The following is a 17887-nucleotide window of genomic DNA, read 5'->3' as shown; positions in this document are numbered from 1 at the left end:
AGGTTGCCGATGTCAGCGCGAAACGGATCGGCAATGAACGACAGCACCTACCATTCACGGCTCGGCGGTCTTCCCGGGCAGACCGAACTCCTCTCCAGCAAGGCCATCTTCACGACCGCATACGCCGTCATCCCGCGGTCGGTCATGACCGACATCGTCACCAGCATCCTGCCCCATTGGGATAACACCCGCGCCTGGATCATCGCCCGGCCAATGACCGGTTTTGCAGAGACCTTTGCCCAGTATGTTATGGAGGTCGAAGCCGGAGGCGGTAGCCTGCGTCCGGAGCCGGACAGCCGGGCTCAGGCGGCACTCTTTGTCACTGAAGGCGAGATGATTGTCGAACTGGATGGCGGGGCCCACCAGCTTCGGACCGGCTCATTTGCCTATCTGCCGGCAGGCAGTTCCTGGAGCGTGCGGAACCATTCCGGATCGGCAGTCCGGTTCCATTGGATCCGTAAGGTGTTTCAGGCGGTGGACGGTCTTGCACCCCCGCCCGCCATATTCACGCATGAGGGCGAGCAGCAGATGGTCGCCATGCCAGATACCGAGGGTAAATGGGCGACAACCAGATTTATCGATCCTGCCGACGTCCGCTACGACATGCACGTTAATATTGTCACGTTCGAACCTGGCGGCACGATCCCCTTCATGGAGACCCATGTGATGGAGCATGGGCTCTATGTTCTCGAGGGGAAGGCCGTGTACCGGCTCAACGCGGACTGGGTGGAGGTCGAGGCTGGTGACTTCATGTGGCTGCGAGCCTTCTGTCCACAGGCCTGCTATGCGGGTGGACCTGGCCGCTTCCGCTATCTTCTCTACAAGGACGTAAACCGTCACGTACCGCTCTGGTAGCGACGGTCGTCGAGGCTGCTCGGGGGCCGGATTGGCCCGGCCCCCGAGCTTACGCGTTACTGCCAGCTCTTGACCAGCTCATCGTAGTTGACGGTGATCGGCTTTTCCTTCTCGTTCTCGATCTTCAACTGAGGAGCGAGATTGCCGGCCTTCACCGCTTCGGCGTTCCAATATTCGAGATCGTGCTCTTCAGCGAGCTTCGGGCCGATGTCGCCCTGAACGCCTGCACGCTCAAGACGCTCCATGACCTTCTCCTGCTCGGCGCAAAGCGAGTCCATGGCTTCCTGAGGAGTTTTTGCGCCGGACGAGGCATCTCCGATCGCCTGCCACCAGAGCTGGGCGAGCTTCGGGTAATCCGGAACGTTCGTCCCGGTCGGCGACCACTGCACGCGGGCCGGCGAACGGTAGAACTCGATCAGGCCGCCGAGCTTGGGCGCACGCTCGGTGAAGCTCTCATGCTGGATGGTGCTTTCGCGAATGAGCGTCAGCCCGACATGGCTTTTCTTCACATCGACCGTCTTGGACGTGACGAACTGAGCATAAAGCCAGGCCGCCTTCGCCCGATCGTCCGGCGTCGACTTCAGCAGCGTCCAGGAACCGACGTCCTGATAGCCGAGCTTCATGCCTTCCTTCCAGTAGACGCCATGCGGCGAAGGCGCGAACCGCCACTTCGGCGTGCCGTCCTCGTTGACCACCGGCAGCCCGTCCTTGACCATGTCGGCGGTAAATGCCGTGTACATGAACATCTGCTGGGCGATTTCACCCTGAGCGGGTACCGGCCCGGATTCGGAGAAGGTCATGCCCTGTGCGGCAGCCGGTGCATAGGCCTTCATCCAGTCGAGATACTTCTGGATGGAGTAGACCGCCGCCGGCCCATTGGTATCGCCGCCACGCGCGACGCAGGAGCCGACCGGACGCGAGTTCTCGTCGACCTTGATGCCCCACTCGTCGACCGGAAGACCGTTCGGCAGACCCTTGTCACCGTTGCCGGCCATGGACAGCCAGGCATCGGTGAAGCGCCAGCCAAGCGACGGGTCCTTCTTGCCGTAGTCCATGTGGCCATAGACCTTCTTCCCGTCGATCTCGCGTCCGGTGAAGAATTCGGCGATGTCCTCATAAGCCGACCAGTTGACCGGCACGCCGAGATCGTAGCCGTACTTCTCCTTGAAGTCCGCCTTGTTCTTCTCGTCGTTGAACCAGTCGTAGCGGAACCAGTAGAGGTTGGCGAACTGCTGGTCGGGCAGTTGGTAGAGGTCGCCATCCGGCGCCGTGGTGAATTTCAGGCCGATGAAGTCCTCCAGATCCAGCATGGGATTGGTGACATCCTTGCCCTCGTTTGCCATCCAGTCAGTCAAGGAGCGTGCCTGCTGATAGCGCCAGTGGGTGCCGATCAGATCGGAGTCGTTGACATAGGCGTCGTAGACGTTCTCGCCGGACTGCATCTGTGTCTGCAGCTTTTCGACAACATCGCCTTCGCCAATCAGGTCATGGGTGATCTTGATGCCGGTAATCGCCGTGAACGCAGGAGCCAGGACCTTCGATTCATACTCGTGGGTCGTGATGGTTTCGGAGACGACCTTGATGTCCATTCCCGCGAACGGCTGGGCCGCGTCGATGAACCACTGCATCTCCTTTTCCTGATCTTCGCGGGAAAGCGAAGACATGTCGCCGATTTCCGCGTCCAGGAACTGTTTGGCTTCCTCCATGCCTGCAAATGCAGACCCTGCCATTGCCAGCAGCACCGCTGCCGTTGTTGTCATCAGATGCCTTCGCATATCATCCTCCCAAGGTTGCGATTGCACTTACTCATGCGGAGGCAGGCGACCGCCTCCGTATTGCTTGCGTCAGACGGTTCTGAACACGACCATCGCGTAGAGAATGCTGACGGCAAGAGCCCACCAGAGGCTGAGGTCGGACAGACCCAGCCACGCGAGGTGAATAAAGGCAGAGCCGAGCAGCGAGATGAACAGCCGGTCGCCCCGGGTCGTCTCGAAACGCAGGATGCCAATTCGTGGATGTCCTCCAGGTCGCGCATATTCCCAGACCGCCATGCAGGCGAGCAACGCGAAGATCGTGAGGAAGAACATCGCCGTCGGGAAAGACCAGGCCATCCAGCCGCCCGGTATGAGCGGCGCCGTCCAGTCGCGCGCGCCGTCCTTCACCGGAAGCGACATGGCCAGCGACACGGCGACAACCCCATAGACGACCAGAACGGCAGCGAGTGCGACGGGCCAGCGGCGGCTTGAGTGATCGTGAGCTTTCGACATCAAACTCTCCCCAGGGCGAAGCCCTTGGCGATGTAGTTGCGAACGAAATAGATGACCAAGGCACCGGGAATGATCGTGAGCACGCCGGCAGCGGCGAGAACGCCCCAATCAAGCCCTGAGGCCGAAACAGTGCGGGTCATCGTCGCCGCGATAGGCTTCGCGTCCGTCGTCGTCAGCGTCCGGGCGATCAGCAGTTCGACCCACGAGAACATGAAGCAGAAGAATGCGGCGACACCGATGCCGCTGGCGATGAGCGGCATGAAGATTTTCACGAAGAAGCGGGGGAAGGAGTAACCGTCGATATAGGCGGTCTCGTCGATCTCCTTGGGGACGCCCGACATGAAGCCTTCGAGGATCCAGACCGCCAGCGGCACGTTGAACAGGCAGTGGGCGATTGCGACGGCGATATGGGTGTCGATCAGGCCGAACGCGGAATAGAGCTGAAAGAACGGCAGCGCGAAGACCGCCGGCGGGGCCATCCGGTTCGTCAGGAGCCAGAAGAACAGGTGCTTGTCGCCAAGGAACCGGTATCGCGAGAAGGCATAGGCCGCGGGAAGGGCGACGGTGACCGAGATGATCGTGTTCAGGACCACATAGATGATCGAATTGATGTAGCCGTTGTACCAGGAGGGGTCGGTAAAGATCACCGAATAGTTCCGGAGTGTCGGATACTGTGGCCAAAGGGAGAAGGGGCCGAGGATCTCGGCATTCGTCTTGAAGCTCATGTTGACGAGCCAGTAGATCGGCAGGATGAGGAAGATGATATAGACGGTCGGGACGATCCAGGACCAGCGCGGCTTGATGTTCGAGCTCATCGCAAACCTCCTATCGCTGCGTGTCGTGACTGGTCATGACGGTATAGAAGACCCATGACAGCAGCAGGATGATCAGGAAGTAGATGATCGACATTGCCGCCGCCGGTCCGAGGTCGAACTGACCCACCGCCATCTTCACCAGGTCGATCGACAGGAACGTCGTGGAGTTGCCGGGTCCGCCGCCCGTCACCACGAAGGGTTCGGTGTAGATCATGAACGAGTCCATGAAGCGCAGGAGGACGGCGATCAGCAGCACCCGCTTCATTTTCGGAAGCTGGATGTATCGGAAGACGGACCAGCGGGAGGCACCGTCGATCTGGGCTGCCTGATAATAGGCGTCCGGGATTGATACCAAGCCTGCATAGCACAGGAGAACGACGAGGCTCGTCCAGTGCCAGACATCCATGATGATGACGGTCGCCCAGGCGTCTACCGGATCTTGTGTATAATTGTAGTCCACCCCGAGGACACGGAGGTAGTGGCCAAGGAAGCCGATATCGACGCGCCCGAAGACCTGCCAGATGGTGCCGACAACGTTCCAAGGAATGAGCAGTGGCAAAGCCATCAGGACGAGGCAGACCGGCACGCCGATGCCGTGCTTCGGCATGTTCAGCGCGATGAATATTCCGAGCGGTATCTCGATGGCGAGGATCGTCAGCGAGAAGATGAGGTTGCGTAGCAGCGCATCCCAGAAACGGTCCGATTCCAGGATGTCAACGAACCAGTCTGTGCCGGCCCAGAAGAAGGCATTGTTGCCGAACGTGTCCTGGACGGAGTAGTTCACAACCGTCATTAGCGGCACGACTGCAGAGAATGCCACGAGCAGCAGGACCGGGAGGACCAGGAACCAGGCCTTGTTGTTCCATGTCTTTTCCATGCTCAGCCTCCAAGCTCGACGCGCCAGGAATCGGCATAGATGCCGATTGCAGCTTGATCGAAGTGAACCCTTGGCTCGGACGGGATCTCCTCATCCTCCGGCACCACCACGGCAATCGGCTGTCCGCAGAAGCTGGCCCGCACGATCTTCTGCCGGCCGATATCCTCGACCTTGGCGATTGTGATCGGCATGCCGTCGCGGGAGATACGTATGAACTCCGGCCGGATGCCCAGCTCGAGCCTCTGCGGCGTCTGCACCATGGGCGTGCCTGAGAGCGGGATCGTCTGGTCGCCGACGACGGCATTGGCACCTACGATTGAGACCGGCATGACATTCATGCCGGGCGACCCGATGAAATAGCCGACGAAGGTGTGGCTCGGACGTTCGAAGAGTTCTGCGGGCGTCCCGATCTGGACGATCTGACCATCATGCATGACCACCACCTTGTCGGCGAAGGTCAGCGCCTCGGTCTGGTCGTGGGTCACATAGACCATGGTGAAGCCTGATTGGCGATGCAGTCGCTTCAATTGCGACCGAAGCACCCACTTCATGTGAGGGTCGATCACGGTGAGGGGTTCGTCGAAGAGGATCGCATTGACGTCGGAGCGAACGAGGCCTCGACCGAGCGAGATCTTCTGCTTCTGGTCCGCTGTCAGCCCTCGCGCGGGGCGCGTCGCCATGCCGGCAAGGTCAGTCATCTCCAGGATGTTTTCAACCCGCTTCCTGACCTCAGCCTCCGGTACACGCCGGTTTCGCAGCGGGAATGCCAGATTGTCGTAGACGGTCATCGTGTCGTAGATCACCGGGAACTGGAAGACCTGCGCGATATTGCGCTGCTGCGTGGTGAGGTGGGTTACATCCGCCCCGTCGAACAGGATCTTCCCTTGGGTCGGATGAATCAGGCCTGATATGATGTTGAGAAGCGTGGTCTTGCCGCATCCCGACGGCCCGAGCAGCGCGTAGGCGCCGCCGTCGTCCCACTCGTGATGGACCTCCTTGAGCGCGTAGTCGCCCGCGGCCTTGGCCTTGGCGCCGTAGGCGTGGCGGATATGGTCGAGATTGATGCGTGCCATGTCCGCTCCCTCACATCTCTTCGTGGGCGGCACCCGCCCAGGAGCGACCGCTCCTGGGGTCGAATGCCATCAGGTGACGGGCGTCCAGGAAGAAATCGATCGGCTGGTCGGGGTCGATGTCATGAATGCCGTGGGTCAGCAGCACCCATCGTGCTCCCGAAAACTCCAGATGGATGAAGCTCTCGGAGCCTGCGATCTCCGAAACCTGCGTGCGTGCCGTCAAGGGAACGCTGGATGGCCGCGGCTTCAGTGAAAGGTGATGCGGGTGAAAGGCAACAGTTACCGGTCCGTCGGGGATGCCGGTCAGGTGCATCGGGACCGGGAGGATTTTCTGCTCACCGAGGAGAAAATCGTCACCGTAGCGGGCGACGTCGATGGTGTTCAGAGGTGGATCTGCGAAGGTTTTCGCCGAAACCAGGTCGGCCGGCTCCCGATACACCTTGATCGTCTCGCCGAATTGCGTCACCCGGCCCTCGGCAAGTGTCGCCGTATTACCGCCGAGCAGAAGCGCTTCGGAAGGCTCTGTCGTGGCGTAGACGAAGATTGCGCCGGACTCCGCGAAGATCTTAGGTAGTTCCTCGCGCAACTCCTCCCGCAGCTTGTAGTCCAGATTTGCCAGGGGCTCATCAAGCAGCACGAGGCTGGCATTCTTAACGAGCGCCCGCGCCAGAGCAGTGCGTTGCTGTTGCCCGCCGGACAGGTTGAGCGGAGTCCTCTTGAGATAGGGTGTGAGCTTCAGCAGTTCGGCCGCGCGGTGCACCTCGCGATCAATGGTCTTGCGGTCCTTGCCGGCAATGCGCATGGGCGAGGCGATGTTCTCGTAGACGGTCATGGCCGGATAGTTGATGAACTGCTGGTAGACCATCGCGACATTGCGGTCCTGCACGCGAACGCCCGTGACGTCGACACCGTCGAAATGGATCGTGCCGCTGGTGGGGACGTCCAATCCAGCCATCAGCCGCATGAGCGACGTCTTGCCGGAGAGCGTCGGTCCAAGCAGGACGTTCAGCGTGCCCCGTTCAAGGCTGAGGCTGGTCGGATGAATATGATACTCATCCGCCACCACTTTCTCGGCATTTCGAAGTTCCAGCATTCGGCTCCCGGGCCTCCTCCACCGCGGGGAACCACATGCGCGTTAGCCGACGGACCTCGCCGGCACAGCAGCCATGTATTCCTCCAAAAAATTCGTTTCTTCCTGCGACAGGCGCAGTCCCTGCTTGGTCCTGCGCCACAAGATGTCTTCTGCGCGAAATGCCCATTCCCGCGTCATCAGCCAGTCCACTTCGCGGGCATAGAGGTCGCTGCCGAAGTGGTGACCGAGGTCCCGTTGGCTCCGCGCATCTCCCAGCAGCGCGGCTGCCGCCGTGCCGTAGGAACGAACGAGGCGCCTTGTATGTGCGTCAGTCAGGAACGGATAGGCCGCCGCCAACGCTCGAACCTGCTCCTCGTAGCCTAGTACAGGGAAGTCTCCGCCCGGCAGGCGACTTTTCGCGGTCCATGGAGATCCCCTGGTGCCGATCTTCTCGCCGATCTTCTCAAGCGCATGTTCGGCAAGGCGTCGATAGGTGGTCAGCTTCCCGCCGAACACATTCAACAGGGGGGCGCCATTCGCCTCGTCGACTTTCAGCACGTAGTCTCGTGTCGCCTCCTGTGCCTTGGAGGCACCGTCGTCATAGAGCGAGCGTACTGCGGAATAGCTCCAGACAATATCCTGGGCCGTCACCGGTTCCGAAAAATACTCGCTTGCGGCCGAGCAGAGGTAGCCGATCTCGCCCTGACTGATCTTCACGTCCTTCGGGTCGCCTTCGAAGTCGCGATCGGTGGTTCCGATCAGCGTAAAGTCCTGTTCGTAGGGGATGGCAAAGATGATGCGGTTGTCGGGGTTCTGGAAAAAGTAGGCACGGGGTCCTTCGAATTTCTTCTTCACGACGATGTGGCTGCCTTGTACCAGCCGCACGTTTCGACGCGCATTCGCCTCCACTGCGCCGGAAAGCACGTGATCCACCCACGGACCGGCGGCATTGACCAGCATGCGCGCCGTAATCACGCGCCTTGCCCCGCTCGCCTGGTCTTCGATTTCGATGCTCCAGAAGCCGTCTCTTCGCCGGGCCGACACCACCTTCGTCCGCGCGAGAATCAAGGCACCCTTGTCAGCCGCGTCGCGTGCATTGAGCACGACCAGCCTTGCGTCATCCACCCAGCCGTCGGAATACTCGAACGCCTTCGTAAACAGCGGCTTCAGCGGGCCCCCAGCCGGATCCCGTCGCATGTCCAGGCTTCTGGTGGGCGGCAGCAGCTTTCTGCCACCCAGATGATCATAGAGGAAAAGGCCGAGGCGGATCAGCCAGGCGGGCCGCACGCCGCCCTTCTGGAATGGCAGGACGAACCGCAGCGGCCAGATGATATGGGGCGCCATCGCCCACAGGACCTCGCGCTCCATCAATGCTTCTCGCACCAGTCTGAACTCGTAGTATTCGAGATAGCGCAGACCGCCGTGGATAAGCTTCGTGGAGCCGGAGGACGTGCCGGCGCCAAAATCGTTCATTTCGGCAAGGGCAACTTTATATCCGCGGCCGATGGCGTCGCGCGCAATCCCGCATCCATTGATGCCGCCGCCAATCACGAATATGTCGAATTCCGGCCCGTTCACGCTCGCCCCACGATTTCGGAAGTCGCATCAGGCGACAATAACGAAAGTCAGAGACAGTTCATACGAGCTAAAAACGAATGTCAAACGAAAGTTTTCGGAATGGTGTCCGTTTCGATCAGCGCGACGCCGCTTTCGGTACAGATCCTTCGAAGCGATGGTACGGGGCAGTGATCCGTTATGAAGGTGTGGACTTGCGTGATCTGCGCGATCCGGACGGGCGCAGTTCGCTCGAACTTGGTCGAGTCGGAAACGAGAATGACATGTCTGGCATTGGCGATGATCGCCTGAGCAACCTTCACTTCCCGGAAGTCGAAGTCGAGCAGGGCGCCGTCTGCGTCGATGGCTGACGCACCGATCACCGCAAAGTCCACTTTGAACTGGCGGATGAAGTCCACCGCCGCTTCCCCGACGATGCCGCCGTCGGAAGCACGGACCACGCCTCCCGCGATGATCACCTCGATCGAGGGAAGCAGGCGCAATCGATTGGCAACATTGATGTTATTGGTGATGACCATCATTTCTTGATGCTTGGTCAACGCCTCGCCCACAGCTTCCGTCGTAGTGCCAATGTTGATGAACAGCGATGCGTTGTTGGGGATGAGTGCGGCGGCCGCCAGCCCGATCGCCTGCTTTTCCTGGGCTGCAATCTGGCGTCGCGCCTCGTACTGCATGTTTTCGGTACTGCTGGGAAAGGTTGCTCCGCCATGGATGCGATTGAGCAGTTGGCGGTCGCAGAGGTCATTCAGATCCTTGCGGATCGTCTGAGGAGAGACGGTAAAGCGGTTGGACAACTCGTCGACCAGGACTCGCCCATGCAGTCTGGCCAGTTGGACGATTTCCTCCTGCCGGGGGGTCAGAAACATGCGCCGTCTTTCGTGTCGCTTTCGATTGAAACGACGGCATCATGAACGAGGTAGAAAACGAAAGCCAGCCCTTGTTCCCGCGGAGCTGGCTCTCATGATTTCGTCAGTCGTGTTGCTTGTCACCCGCGCTTCGGCCGTCGGAGCTGCGCGCACGTTCTTCGAAGCGGTCAGCGCCCTTGGCCAGATCGCTGCCTTTCTCGGCTTCAACGTGCCGTTCTTCTGCCTTGCTGCTGTCTTTCAAACCACGGGCGGATTCCTTGCCCTCTTCGGTTGGTGCCTGTTCGATGCCCATTGTCTCCTCCATCAGGATGCGAGAATAACTCATCGCCATGGCTGTGGTTCCGGTTTGAACGGAACCCCGCAGCCAGTTTCCTCATTCTGTCCTGACGACGAGGTGGTGCATCAAGAGATTGGCACATGATGTCTGGGAACGATGAAGGATGGGGTACCGGCAGCCGGTCTCACGAGGAGCGGATCCAGTTGCTTCGGCGACTGCGTCGGCTGAATAATCTCGCCCGGCTTCTCGATACAGCCGTCCGCGTACCCGGAACCGGCATCCGCTTCGGGGCTGATTCACTTCTGGGATTGCTTCCGGTGATCGGCGATGCGAGCGGCGCGATCATCGGACTGGCGATCGTCAACGAAGGCCGAAAGCTTGGAGTCCCATCAGACAAGCTGGCGCGAATGCTGACCAATATTGCTGTCGATGCGGCTGTCGGAAGCGTGCCGCTGCTAGGCGACGTATTCGATGTCTACTTCAAGGCCCACAAGCGCAATATCGGCATTATCCTCGATCATTTCGATGTGGAGGCGGCGGAGTTGGCAGAGCCAAGACGCCGCTGATCTGCGCTATCGCTGGGCGTGTCACGCGAGGAAATCGGCCCGGTGCGGTGTGAACGAGTCGACGAGGCGCCCCTCCTCAAGCGCAACCACTCCGTGCACGACATTCGACGGAACTATGAAGCTGTCGCCTGCCGACAGGACATTAGTCCTGTCCCCGACGGTTACCTCGAAACGGCCTTCGGCGACATAGCTCGCCTGCACATGCGGGTGGGAGTGGGGTGCGCCGACCCCGCCTTCATCGAAAGCAAACTCCACCATCATCAGCTCATCGGTGTGCAACAGGATGCGGCGGCGATTGCCGCCGCCCAGGTCTGTCCAGTCACCTTCATCCTTGCGCGCGAAGATCTTCATATCGGTCTGCCTTGTCTGATCGGTCTGATGCCCGGGATCTGCTATCGGAGCATGTCCATGGGCACGGCGTCGACGTCGGTATAGTCGACATTGTCCCCGGCCATTGCCCAGATGAATGTGTAGCTGGACGTTCCGCAGCCCGAGTGGATGGACCACGGCGGAGACACCACCGCCTCCTCGTTTGCCATGACGATGTGGCGTGTCTCGGTCGGCTCGCCCATGAAGTGGAAGACCCGCGCCGTGTCCGGCAGGTCGAAATAGAGATAGGCTTCCATGCGCCGGTCATGAACGTGGCAGGGCATGGTGTTCCACACGGAGCCGGGAGCAAGTTGCGTCATCCCGACGACGAGTTGGCAGGTTCTTGCACCTTCTGGGTGGATGAACTGGAAGATCGAGCGCTCGTTCGAGGTCTCTCTGCTGCCGAGGTCGATACGCTTTGCATCGCCGATCTGGATCAGCTGCGTGGGGTGCTTCTGGTGAGCCGGGGCACTGAGAAGGTAGAACTTCGCAGGCGTGGAGGCGTCGTCTGATGCAAAGGTTACGTTGCTTCCCATCCCGACATAGAGCATGTCGCGGGTTCCGAGGGCGTGACGCTCGCCATCGACCTCGATCGATCCCTTGCCACCGATATTGACGACGATCAGTTCGCGGCGATCGAGGAAGCCGGGGGTTCCCGTCGGCTTGATTGTTTCCAGCGCGAGCGCGGCGTTTGTCGGCACTGCGCCGCCGATCACCATCCGGTCGTAGTGGGTGTAGGTGAGGTTCACCCGACCGGAGACAAAGAGATTTCCGATGTGGAAGTTGTCGCGAAGTGCGCTGCTGCCCATCTGCGCGCCCGTTGCCGTGTCGAAGGCCTGGCGGATGGAATAGTCTGTATGGTTCGCAGTCATGGCGTCCTCGCTGTGATGGTCATTGTGGTTCAGGGCGTCGCGGCGGAACCGAAGCGATAGTCCGCCTGCTGACCCGCCAGCCGATCTCGATAGCGTCGCTGGCTTTCTGTCAGGTGCGCGCGCATTGCAGCACGCGCCGCCTCGGCATCTCCGGCAGAGATAGCCTTCAGGATGGCCAGGTGCTCCCGCTGGAGCATGACCTGGTACTCCCTCGTCAGGAGGCTGTCGGTGCCCCAGGGAGATGTGATGTCGCAGGGAATGGCCCGCATGCCCAGGGCATCCAGCACTTCAACGTAGAATGGATTGTTGGTGGCTGCAGCAATGGCGCGATGAAACATGAAATCGCTGCGCCCGGTGGCCTCGCCCATGGCAAGCAGCCGGTCGAACTCGAAGAAGGCCTCCTGAATGGCAGCCTCCTGGGCAGCATTCCGGCGTTGTGCCGCAAGACCCGCACTTTCGATCTCGAGCCCCATGCGGACCTCGATGACATTGAGGGCATGCGAGATCTTCATCCCGATGTCCTGCGTGATCGACGCGAAGGCCATGGCAGGCCTTTCGCAGACAAAGATACCTGCGCCCTGGCGAGACTCGACCAGCCCATCGGCTGCTAGGTTCGCAACCGCTTCCCGGATGACGGTGCGGCTGACGCCGAAGGCTTCCGTAAGCTGGCTCTCCGTCGGAAGCTTCTGTCCCACGCCGATATCGCCCGTCAGTATCTGGGAACGCAGGGACGCGGCGACGTGGGCCGAGAGTTTCGGCTTGCGTTCAACCTTGGTTGCGACGGTCAGATCTGCAGGCATATCCGCGTCCTATTTGAAAACGCCCGGGAGCCATAGCGATATGGCGGGGACGTAAGTGACGAGGCCGAGTACCGCAACGCCGGCGAGATAGAAGGGCCAAATGGAGCGCATCGCCTGCCAGACACTGATCTTACCAACCGCACAGGCGACGAACTGCACCGCACCCACGGGCGGCGTGTTCAGGCCGATCCCGAAGTTCAGGATCATGATCACCCCGAAGTGCACCGGGTCGACCCCATAGGCCTGCGCCACCGGCAGGAAGATCGGCGTGGCAATGATGATGGTCGGGCCCATGTCCATGAACGTGCCCAGGAAGAGCATCAGGATATTGAGGAGCAACAAGATGATCAGCGGGTTGTCCGAGATGGTGTTCATCCAGGCGATCAGGGCTGCGGGCACCCGGAGGAAGGCCATCAGCCAGGAGAAAGCGGCTGCCATGCCGATGATGAGCAGGACCATTGCGGTGGTGCGCACCGCACCCATGGTGGCATGAACGAAGCCCTCCCAGGTCATCTGCCGGTAGACGAAGACCGTGATGAGCAGGGCGTATAGAACGGCAATGCACGAGCTCTCGGTCGCCGTGAAGATACCGGAGCGGACGCCGCCGAAGATGATGGCGATCAGAAGCAGGCCTGGGATGGCAACGGCTCCCAGCTGTAGTGCGATCTGGAAGCCCGGGAATGATTCGACGGGGTAGCCGCGGCTGCGGGCCACAAAATATGCGGTGACCATCAATGTGAGCGCGAACAGGAGACCGGGGATAACGCCGGCAGTGAAAAGATCGGCGATGGAGATCTTCCCACCCGCAGCGATGGAATAGATGATCATGTTGTGGGAGGGCGGAAGGAGAAGGGCGATCAACGCCGCCATCGAGGTCACGTTCACGGCATAGTCTGCGCCGTAGCCTCGTTCCTTCATCTGCGGGATCATCAAGCCGCCAACGGCTGCTGCCTCGGCAACTGCAGAGCCGGAAATACCACCAAAAAGGGTCGCAGTTACGATGTTGACTTGACCGAGTCCGCCACGGATGTGGCCCACGAGGGACGCCGCGAATGCCACGATCTTCTGAGCGATGCCGCCACGAACCATAAGGTCGCCAGCGTAGATGAAGAAGGGGATGGCGAGCATCGAAAAGACGCTCATCCCGGAGTTCAACCTTTGGAAAACGACCAGCGGGGGAAGCCCGATATAGGCTACGGTGGCAAAGCTGGCCACGCCAAGACAGAAGGCGATCGGCGTGCCGATCAGCATCAGAAGGGTGAAGACGCCAAAGAGGATCCAATATTCCATAGCATCAAGCCTTCACATTGGCAGTGTCGAGTTCGGCCGCCACTTCCGCAGACGGCGTTTCGTCCAGAATGTCGTCGATAGGAGCGCCAGAAAGTCTCAAAAGTATCCGCTCCAGGGTGAACAGAACGATCAGTACCCCACCGCCCACCAGCGGTACGTAATCCCAGGCACCTGAAATGCCGAGCGACGGCAGTGTCGTGTTCCATGTCAGCAGGATGAGCTCCCAGCCGTACCAGATCATGCCGACTCCGAAGCCGAACGCTACGACGTCAGAGATCATGCGCAGCCATTTCTTGCCGCTACGGGGGATCACGTAGAGGATGACGTCGAAGCCGAGATGATAGTTCTCGCGCACGCCAACCGCTGACCCCAGAAAGATGAACCAGCTCATCAGCATGACCGCGCCTGGCTCGGTCCAACTAGGAGAGTCGTTGAGCACGTAACGGCAGAAGACCTGCCAGGCTACAAAAGCCGTCATCAGGACGAGGCCGATGCCGGCGCTCCAGAGGGCCAGTGTATTGAGCCGGCCGAGAAGCCCGGCCGCAAGTTTAAGACGGTCCGACATGATGTGCTCGTGGTTGTGCTTGTGGCAGTTGCAGATCGCTTCCGGCTGACGTCCGCCCGAAGCTCGGGGCGGCTGGAGACCAGCCGCCCCGGAACTTGCGTTACTGGACAGCCTTGACGTCATCCACCATCTTCTGGAGCACAGGATCGGTCACGTGCTTGGCGTAAACCGGTTCCATCGCATCGATGAAGCCCTGCTTGTCGGGTGTGGTGATTTGCGCGCCCGCTTCTTCCACGATCTTACGGGACTCGCTTACCTTCGCCGCCCAGAGTTCGCGCTGCTTGGCGACGCTGTCTTTCCCGGCCTGGCGGAAGATTTCTTGATCCTCAGGCGTCAGCTGATCGAAGGCTGCCTTGTTCATCACGAAGACTTCCGGAAGGATGGTATGCTCGTCGAGCGAGTAGTGCTTGGCCACTTCGTAGTGCTTGGCCGTGTCGTAGCTCGGGAAGTTGTTCTCCGCACCGTCGATGACGCCGGTTTCGATGGAGGAATACACTTCGCCATACGGCATAGGCGTCGCATTTGCGCCAAGTGCTGCGACCATGTCGACGAAGATGTCCGACTGGATGACGCGGAACTTCAGGCCCTTCATGTCGTCGACGCTGTTGATGGGCTTCGTCCTGTTGTAGAACGAGCGGGAACCCGCATCGTAAAAGGCCAGGACTACGAGGCCGGCTCCCTCGAAGGCCGTCTTGATCTGATCGCCGATCGGACCGTCCATGACCTTGTGCATGTGTTCTTCCGAACGGAAGAGGTAGGGCAAGGCCGGAACGATCGATTCCTTCACCGTGCCGTTGAACGGGGCCATGGACACGCGGTTGAGTTCGAGAACGCCGGAACGAACCTGCTCGATCGTGTCCTTTTCCTCGCCGAGTTGGGCGGAGTGGTAGACTTCCACCTCGTAGCGGCCCTCGGTTCGTTCCTTGATCAGTTCGCCGAAATATTTCACGCCCTCAACGGTCGGATATCCATCCGGGTGCGTGTCCGACGACTTCAGTACCGTCTGCGCCAGCGCTGTGCTCGCAAACAGCGTTGCTGCGACCGTGAAGGCAGCAGCGACCTTTCCAAAATGCAACATGATGTTCTCCTCCCTGTTTCCTCGGCGCCCACGCGCCACTCAAAGCCGATACGCTTTTTTCGCGAGCGTATAGGCAAGCTCTCTGGCCAGATCGAAGGCTTCCTCCTCCCTCAATCTGTGTTCGGCGACGAGGCGCGCCAGAAAGGCGCAGTCCACGCGTCGCGCAATATCGTGCCGCGCCGGTATGGATGGGAAGGCGCGGGTGTCGTCGTTGAAGCCGACGGTGTTGTAGAAGCCGGCGGTCTCGGTCGTCATCTCCCGGAAGCGGCGCATGCCCTCCGGGCTATCGTGGAACCACCAGGCCGGTCCAAGTCTCAGCGCCGGATAGACACCCGCCAGCGGCGCAAGCTCGCGGGCATAGGAGGTCTCGTCCAGGGTGAACACCACGACGGTGAGGTCACGCTCTAGGCCAACCGCGTCGAGTAGCGGCTTCAGCGCGCCGACATAGTCGGTACGGGTTGGGATATCAAAACCCATGTCGCGACCATGGCGGGATAGCATTGACGGCGAGTGGTTGCGCCAGGAGCCGGGGTGAATCTGCAGGACCAGCCCATCGTCCAGGCTCATTTTCGCCATTTCCGTCAGCATCTGCGCCCGGAACTGGCGGTGATCGCCGGCGTCTCCCCTGCCGCTTCTGATCCTGTCGAAAAGGGCGGCGGCCTCCGCTGCGGAGAGGTTCGCCGTGTCCGCAGTGGCATGACCGTGATCGGAAGACGTGGCGCCAAAGGACTTGAAATAGTCTCGGCGCTTGCGGTGGGCTGCAAGATAGCCTGCCCACGTCCCGGTATCCTCGCCGGTGATCTCCCCCAGCTGATCGAGATTGGCGGAGAAGCCTTCGAAGTCCGGATCGACCACCGCGTCGGGACGGTAGGCCGTCACCACACGGCCATCCCAGCCGCTCTCGCGGATCATCCTGTGCCAGCGCAGGTCGTCGAGTGCTCCCTCCGTCGTGGCGATAGCCTCGATGTTGAACCGCTTGAAAAGGGCCCGCGGCCGGTACTCGGGCTGGCGGAGCTTCTCGGCGATGCGGTCATAGCTGCTGTCTGCCGTTTCCGCGTTCAGAGGCTCCTCGATGTGGAAGAGGGAAGACAGGACGTAGTCCATCCAGAGGCGGGTCGGTGTGCCACGAAAGAGATGGTAGTTCTCTGCGAATAGCTGCCAGATCCGCCTGCCGTCGGTTTCGGTCTCTGCTCCGTCAAGCCGCCTTACCCCGAGATCCTCCAGTGCGATCCCTTGACTGAAGAGCATGCGGAAGATGTAGTGGTCCGGAACGATCAGAAGCTGGGCGGGATCGGGGAAGGGCTCGTCGAGCGCGTACCACCGGGGGTCCGTATGGCCATGCGGACTGATGATCGGCAGGTTTGACACGGTCCGATACAGAGCGCGTGCAATCGAGCGGACGCCGGGTTCCGGCGGCAACAATACGTCCTCGTGTACCAGTGAATTCATCGAGACTGCCGCTCCTCCTTCGGCATAAGAATGGCTAGAGCAGCGACGTGTGGTATGTCAACATACAAAAATCGGTATTTTGTATGACAACCATTTTCTGCAGAGGAGGTAAGTATGCGAATAGGGGTGATCGGACTGGGTATGGCATCGGCGCCACATGCCCAAAGCCTCCTCGACCTTAGCGATCGTGTACAGGTGATTGCTGCTCACAGCCCGACGCCCGCAAGGCGCCAGACCTTTGCGAGCCGGTGGGGGATGCCCGTCACCGATACCCTCGACGGCATTTTTGAGGACCCACGGATCGAAGCCGTCCTCATCCTTACCCCACCGAATACCCATCGCCAGTTGGTGGAGCAGGCCGCTGCCAGGGGCAAGCATGTCCTGCTGGAGAAGCCGCTGGATGTGTCACTGGAAAACGCCGAGGCACTGGTTAACGCCTGTGAGAAGGCCGGCGTGACGCTCGGGGTCGTGCTGCAGCACCGGTTCCGTCCGGTGAGCATCGCGCTGGCACAGATCGTCACTGACGGCCGGTTGGGACAAATCGTGGGTGCGTCAGCCAGGCTGTCCAACTGGAGGCCGCAGAGCTACTACGACGAGCCCGGTCGCGGGACGAGGGCAAGGGATGGCGGCGGCGTGTTGTTGACGCAGGGGATTCACACGCTTGACCTTCTGATTTCGGTTGCCGGTCTTCCGATGGAAGCCATAGCCTATGCTGTGACAACGCCGGTGCATCGCATGGAGACGGAGGACCTGGTCGCCGGGGCAATCCGCTATGAGAACGGTGCAATAGGTACCGTGGGTGCAACCACCTGCGCCTATCCCGGTACGCCTGATGCGATCGAATTGATCGGCACCAAGGGGATGGCAAGGATAGAAGGCGCGACTCTCATTGCGAAATTTCACGACGGGTCCGACATCGAGATGGACGATGGCGAGGTCGGCGGCGGTGCGGGTGCCGATCCCATGGCGTTCTCGCACATGCATCATCGGGCTGTGATCGAAGACTTCGTGGATGCCGCCGAAAAAGGGCGCTCCCCCAAGGTGAGCGGCCGGGAGGCACTGAAGGTCCATCGCCTGATCGAGGCAATGCTTCGGTCGGCCGCGACGGGTCGTCGGGAACAGGTCTGAGGCGGGATCGCGCGAAACCGATCAGTAGTGATTTCGTGACGTTCAGGAAAGAAGCGGCGCCTGACGGCGCCGCTTCTTTGTTAAAGTGTTATC

At 60.5% G+C, this 17887-nt stretch carries 19 protein-coding genes; 3 read left to right on the top strand and 16 right to left on the bottom strand.

Features of this window, described 5'->3' with window-relative positions; all coding sequences use genetic code 11:
• The first annotated feature begins 33 nt into the window (after window positions 1-33).
• Window positions 34-855, top strand: a complete 822-nt coding sequence (locus NT26_RS14290; RefSeq protein WP_052639636.1) for a bifunctional allantoicase/(S)-ureidoglycine aminohydrolase — start codon at window positions 34-36, stop codon at window positions 853-855.
• Between the two features lie 56 nt (window positions 856-911).
• On the opposite strand, the gene NT26_RS14285 is transcribed toward NT26_RS14290, so the two are convergent.
• The 9 genes from NT26_RS14285 to NT26_RS14245 all read right to left on the bottom strand — a co-directional run bounded on the left by NT26_RS14285 (window position 912) and on the right by NT26_RS14245 (window position 9692).
• A complete protein-coding gene (locus NT26_RS14285) occupies window positions 912-2630 on the bottom strand; it encodes an ABC transporter substrate-binding protein (protein WP_052639634.1) in 1719 nt (572 codons plus the stop codon).
• A 69-nt stretch (window positions 2631-2699) separates the two neighbouring features.
• Window positions 2700-3029: a DUF2160 domain-containing protein gene (locus tag NT26_RS14280; protein WP_065814592.1), complete on the bottom strand. Its 330-nt coding sequence runs from the start codon at window positions 3027-3029 to the stop codon at window positions 2700-2702.
• A 92-nt stretch (window positions 3030-3121) separates the two neighbouring features.
• Entirely contained in the window at window positions 3122-3937 is an 816-nt protein-coding gene (locus tag NT26_RS14275) for a carbohydrate ABC transporter permease (RefSeq protein WP_052639630.1), read from the bottom strand.
• 10 nt (window positions 3938-3947) lie between these two features.
• Complete coding sequence (locus NT26_RS14270; RefSeq protein ID WP_052639628.1) at window positions 3948-4814, bottom strand: carbohydrate ABC transporter permease; 867 nt, start codon at window positions 4812-4814, stop codon at window positions 3948-3950.
• A 2-nt stretch (window positions 4815-4816) separates the two neighbouring features.
• Entirely contained in the window at window positions 4817-5887 is a 1071-nt protein-coding gene (locus NT26_RS14265; RefSeq protein WP_052639626.1) for an ABC transporter ATP-binding protein, read from the bottom strand.
• 10 nt (window positions 5888-5897) lie between these two features.
• Window positions 5898-6980: an ABC transporter ATP-binding protein gene (locus NT26_RS14260; protein WP_052639624.1), complete on the bottom strand. Its 1083-nt coding sequence runs from the start codon at window positions 6978-6980 to the stop codon at window positions 5898-5900.
• Between the two features lie 42 nt (window positions 6981-7022).
• On the bottom strand, window positions 7023-8537 hold the full coding sequence (glpD, locus tag NT26_RS14255; protein ID WP_052639622.1) for a glycerol-3-phosphate dehydrogenase: 1515 nt from the start codon (window positions 8535-8537) through the stop codon (window positions 7023-7025).
• An 80-nt stretch (window positions 8538-8617) separates the two neighbouring features.
• Window positions 8618-9400 (bottom strand): DeoR/GlpR family DNA-binding transcription regulator, encoded by a 783-nt coding sequence (locus NT26_RS14250; protein WP_052639620.1) that lies wholly within the window; start codon window positions 9398-9400, stop codon window positions 8618-8620.
• 103 nt (window positions 9401-9503) lie between these two features.
• Window positions 9504-9692, bottom strand: coding sequence for a hypothetical protein (locus NT26_RS14245; protein ID WP_052642204.1), 189 nt, complete (start codon window positions 9690-9692; stop codon window positions 9504-9506).
• Window positions 9693-9817: 125 nt separating this feature from the next.
• Between NT26_RS14245 and NT26_RS14240 the strand changes: the two genes are divergently transcribed.
• A complete protein-coding gene (locus NT26_RS14240) occupies window positions 9818-10243 on the top strand; it encodes a DUF4112 domain-containing protein (protein WP_244467613.1) in 426 nt (141 codons plus the stop codon).
• A 21-nt stretch (window positions 10244-10264) separates the two neighbouring features.
• Here the strand turns inward: NT26_RS14240 and NT26_RS14235 are convergent, their stop codons facing one another.
• The 7 genes from NT26_RS14235 to uxaC all read right to left on the bottom strand — a co-directional run bounded on the left by NT26_RS14235 (window position 10265) and on the right by uxaC (window position 16666).
• Window positions 10265-10594: a cupin domain-containing protein gene (locus NT26_RS14235; protein ID WP_052639618.1), complete on the bottom strand. Its 330-nt coding sequence runs from the start codon at window positions 10592-10594 to the stop codon at window positions 10265-10267.
• Window positions 10595-10635: 41 nt separating this feature from the next.
• Complete coding sequence (gene kduI / locus NT26_RS14230; RefSeq protein ID WP_052639616.1) at window positions 10636-11484, bottom strand: 5-dehydro-4-deoxy-D-glucuronate isomerase; 849 nt, start codon at window positions 11482-11484, stop codon at window positions 10636-10638.
• 29 nt (window positions 11485-11513) lie between these two features.
• Window positions 11514-12284, bottom strand: a complete 771-nt coding sequence (locus NT26_RS14225) for a FadR/GntR family transcriptional regulator (RefSeq protein ID WP_052639614.1) — start codon at window positions 12282-12284, stop codon at window positions 11514-11516.
• 9 nt (window positions 12285-12293) lie between these two features.
• Window positions 12294-13574: a TRAP transporter large permease gene (locus tag NT26_RS14220; RefSeq protein WP_052639612.1), complete on the bottom strand. Its 1281-nt coding sequence runs from the start codon at window positions 13572-13574 to the stop codon at window positions 12294-12296.
• Between the two features lie 4 nt (window positions 13575-13578).
• The gene (locus NT26_RS14215; protein WP_052639610.1) at window positions 13579-14139 is read right to left on the bottom strand and encodes a TRAP transporter small permease; all 561 of its coding nucleotides are present in this window, start codon (window positions 14137-14139) and stop codon (window positions 13579-13581) included.
• A 100-nt stretch (window positions 14140-14239) separates the two neighbouring features.
• Window positions 14240-15217: a TRAP transporter substrate-binding protein gene (locus NT26_RS14210; protein WP_052639608.1), complete on the bottom strand. Its 978-nt coding sequence runs from the start codon at window positions 15215-15217 to the stop codon at window positions 14240-14242.
• 39 nt (window positions 15218-15256) lie between these two features.
• Window positions 15257-16666, bottom strand: coding sequence for a glucuronate isomerase (uxaC, locus tag NT26_RS14205; protein ID WP_052639605.1), 1410 nt, complete (start codon window positions 16664-16666; stop codon window positions 15257-15259).
• 114 nt (window positions 16667-16780) lie between these two features.
• Here uxaC and NT26_RS14200 point away from each other — a divergent pair, with 114 nt between their 5' ends.
• On the top strand, window positions 16781-17794 hold the full coding sequence (locus NT26_RS14200) for a Gfo/Idh/MocA family protein (protein WP_052639601.1): 1014 nt from the start codon (window positions 16781-16783) through the stop codon (window positions 17792-17794).
• The last annotated feature ends 93 nt before the right edge of the window (window positions 17795-17887 follow it).

Origin of the sequence: Pseudorhizobium banfieldiae (genome assembly GCF_000967425.1) — a bacterium.
Taxonomy (GTDB): domain Bacteria; phylum Pseudomonadota; class Alphaproteobacteria; order Rhizobiales; family Rhizobiaceae; genus Neorhizobium; species Neorhizobium banfieldiae.
The sequence above is the reverse complement of the archived record's forward strand: the minus strand, read 5'-3'. Positions and strand labels throughout refer to the sequence as shown.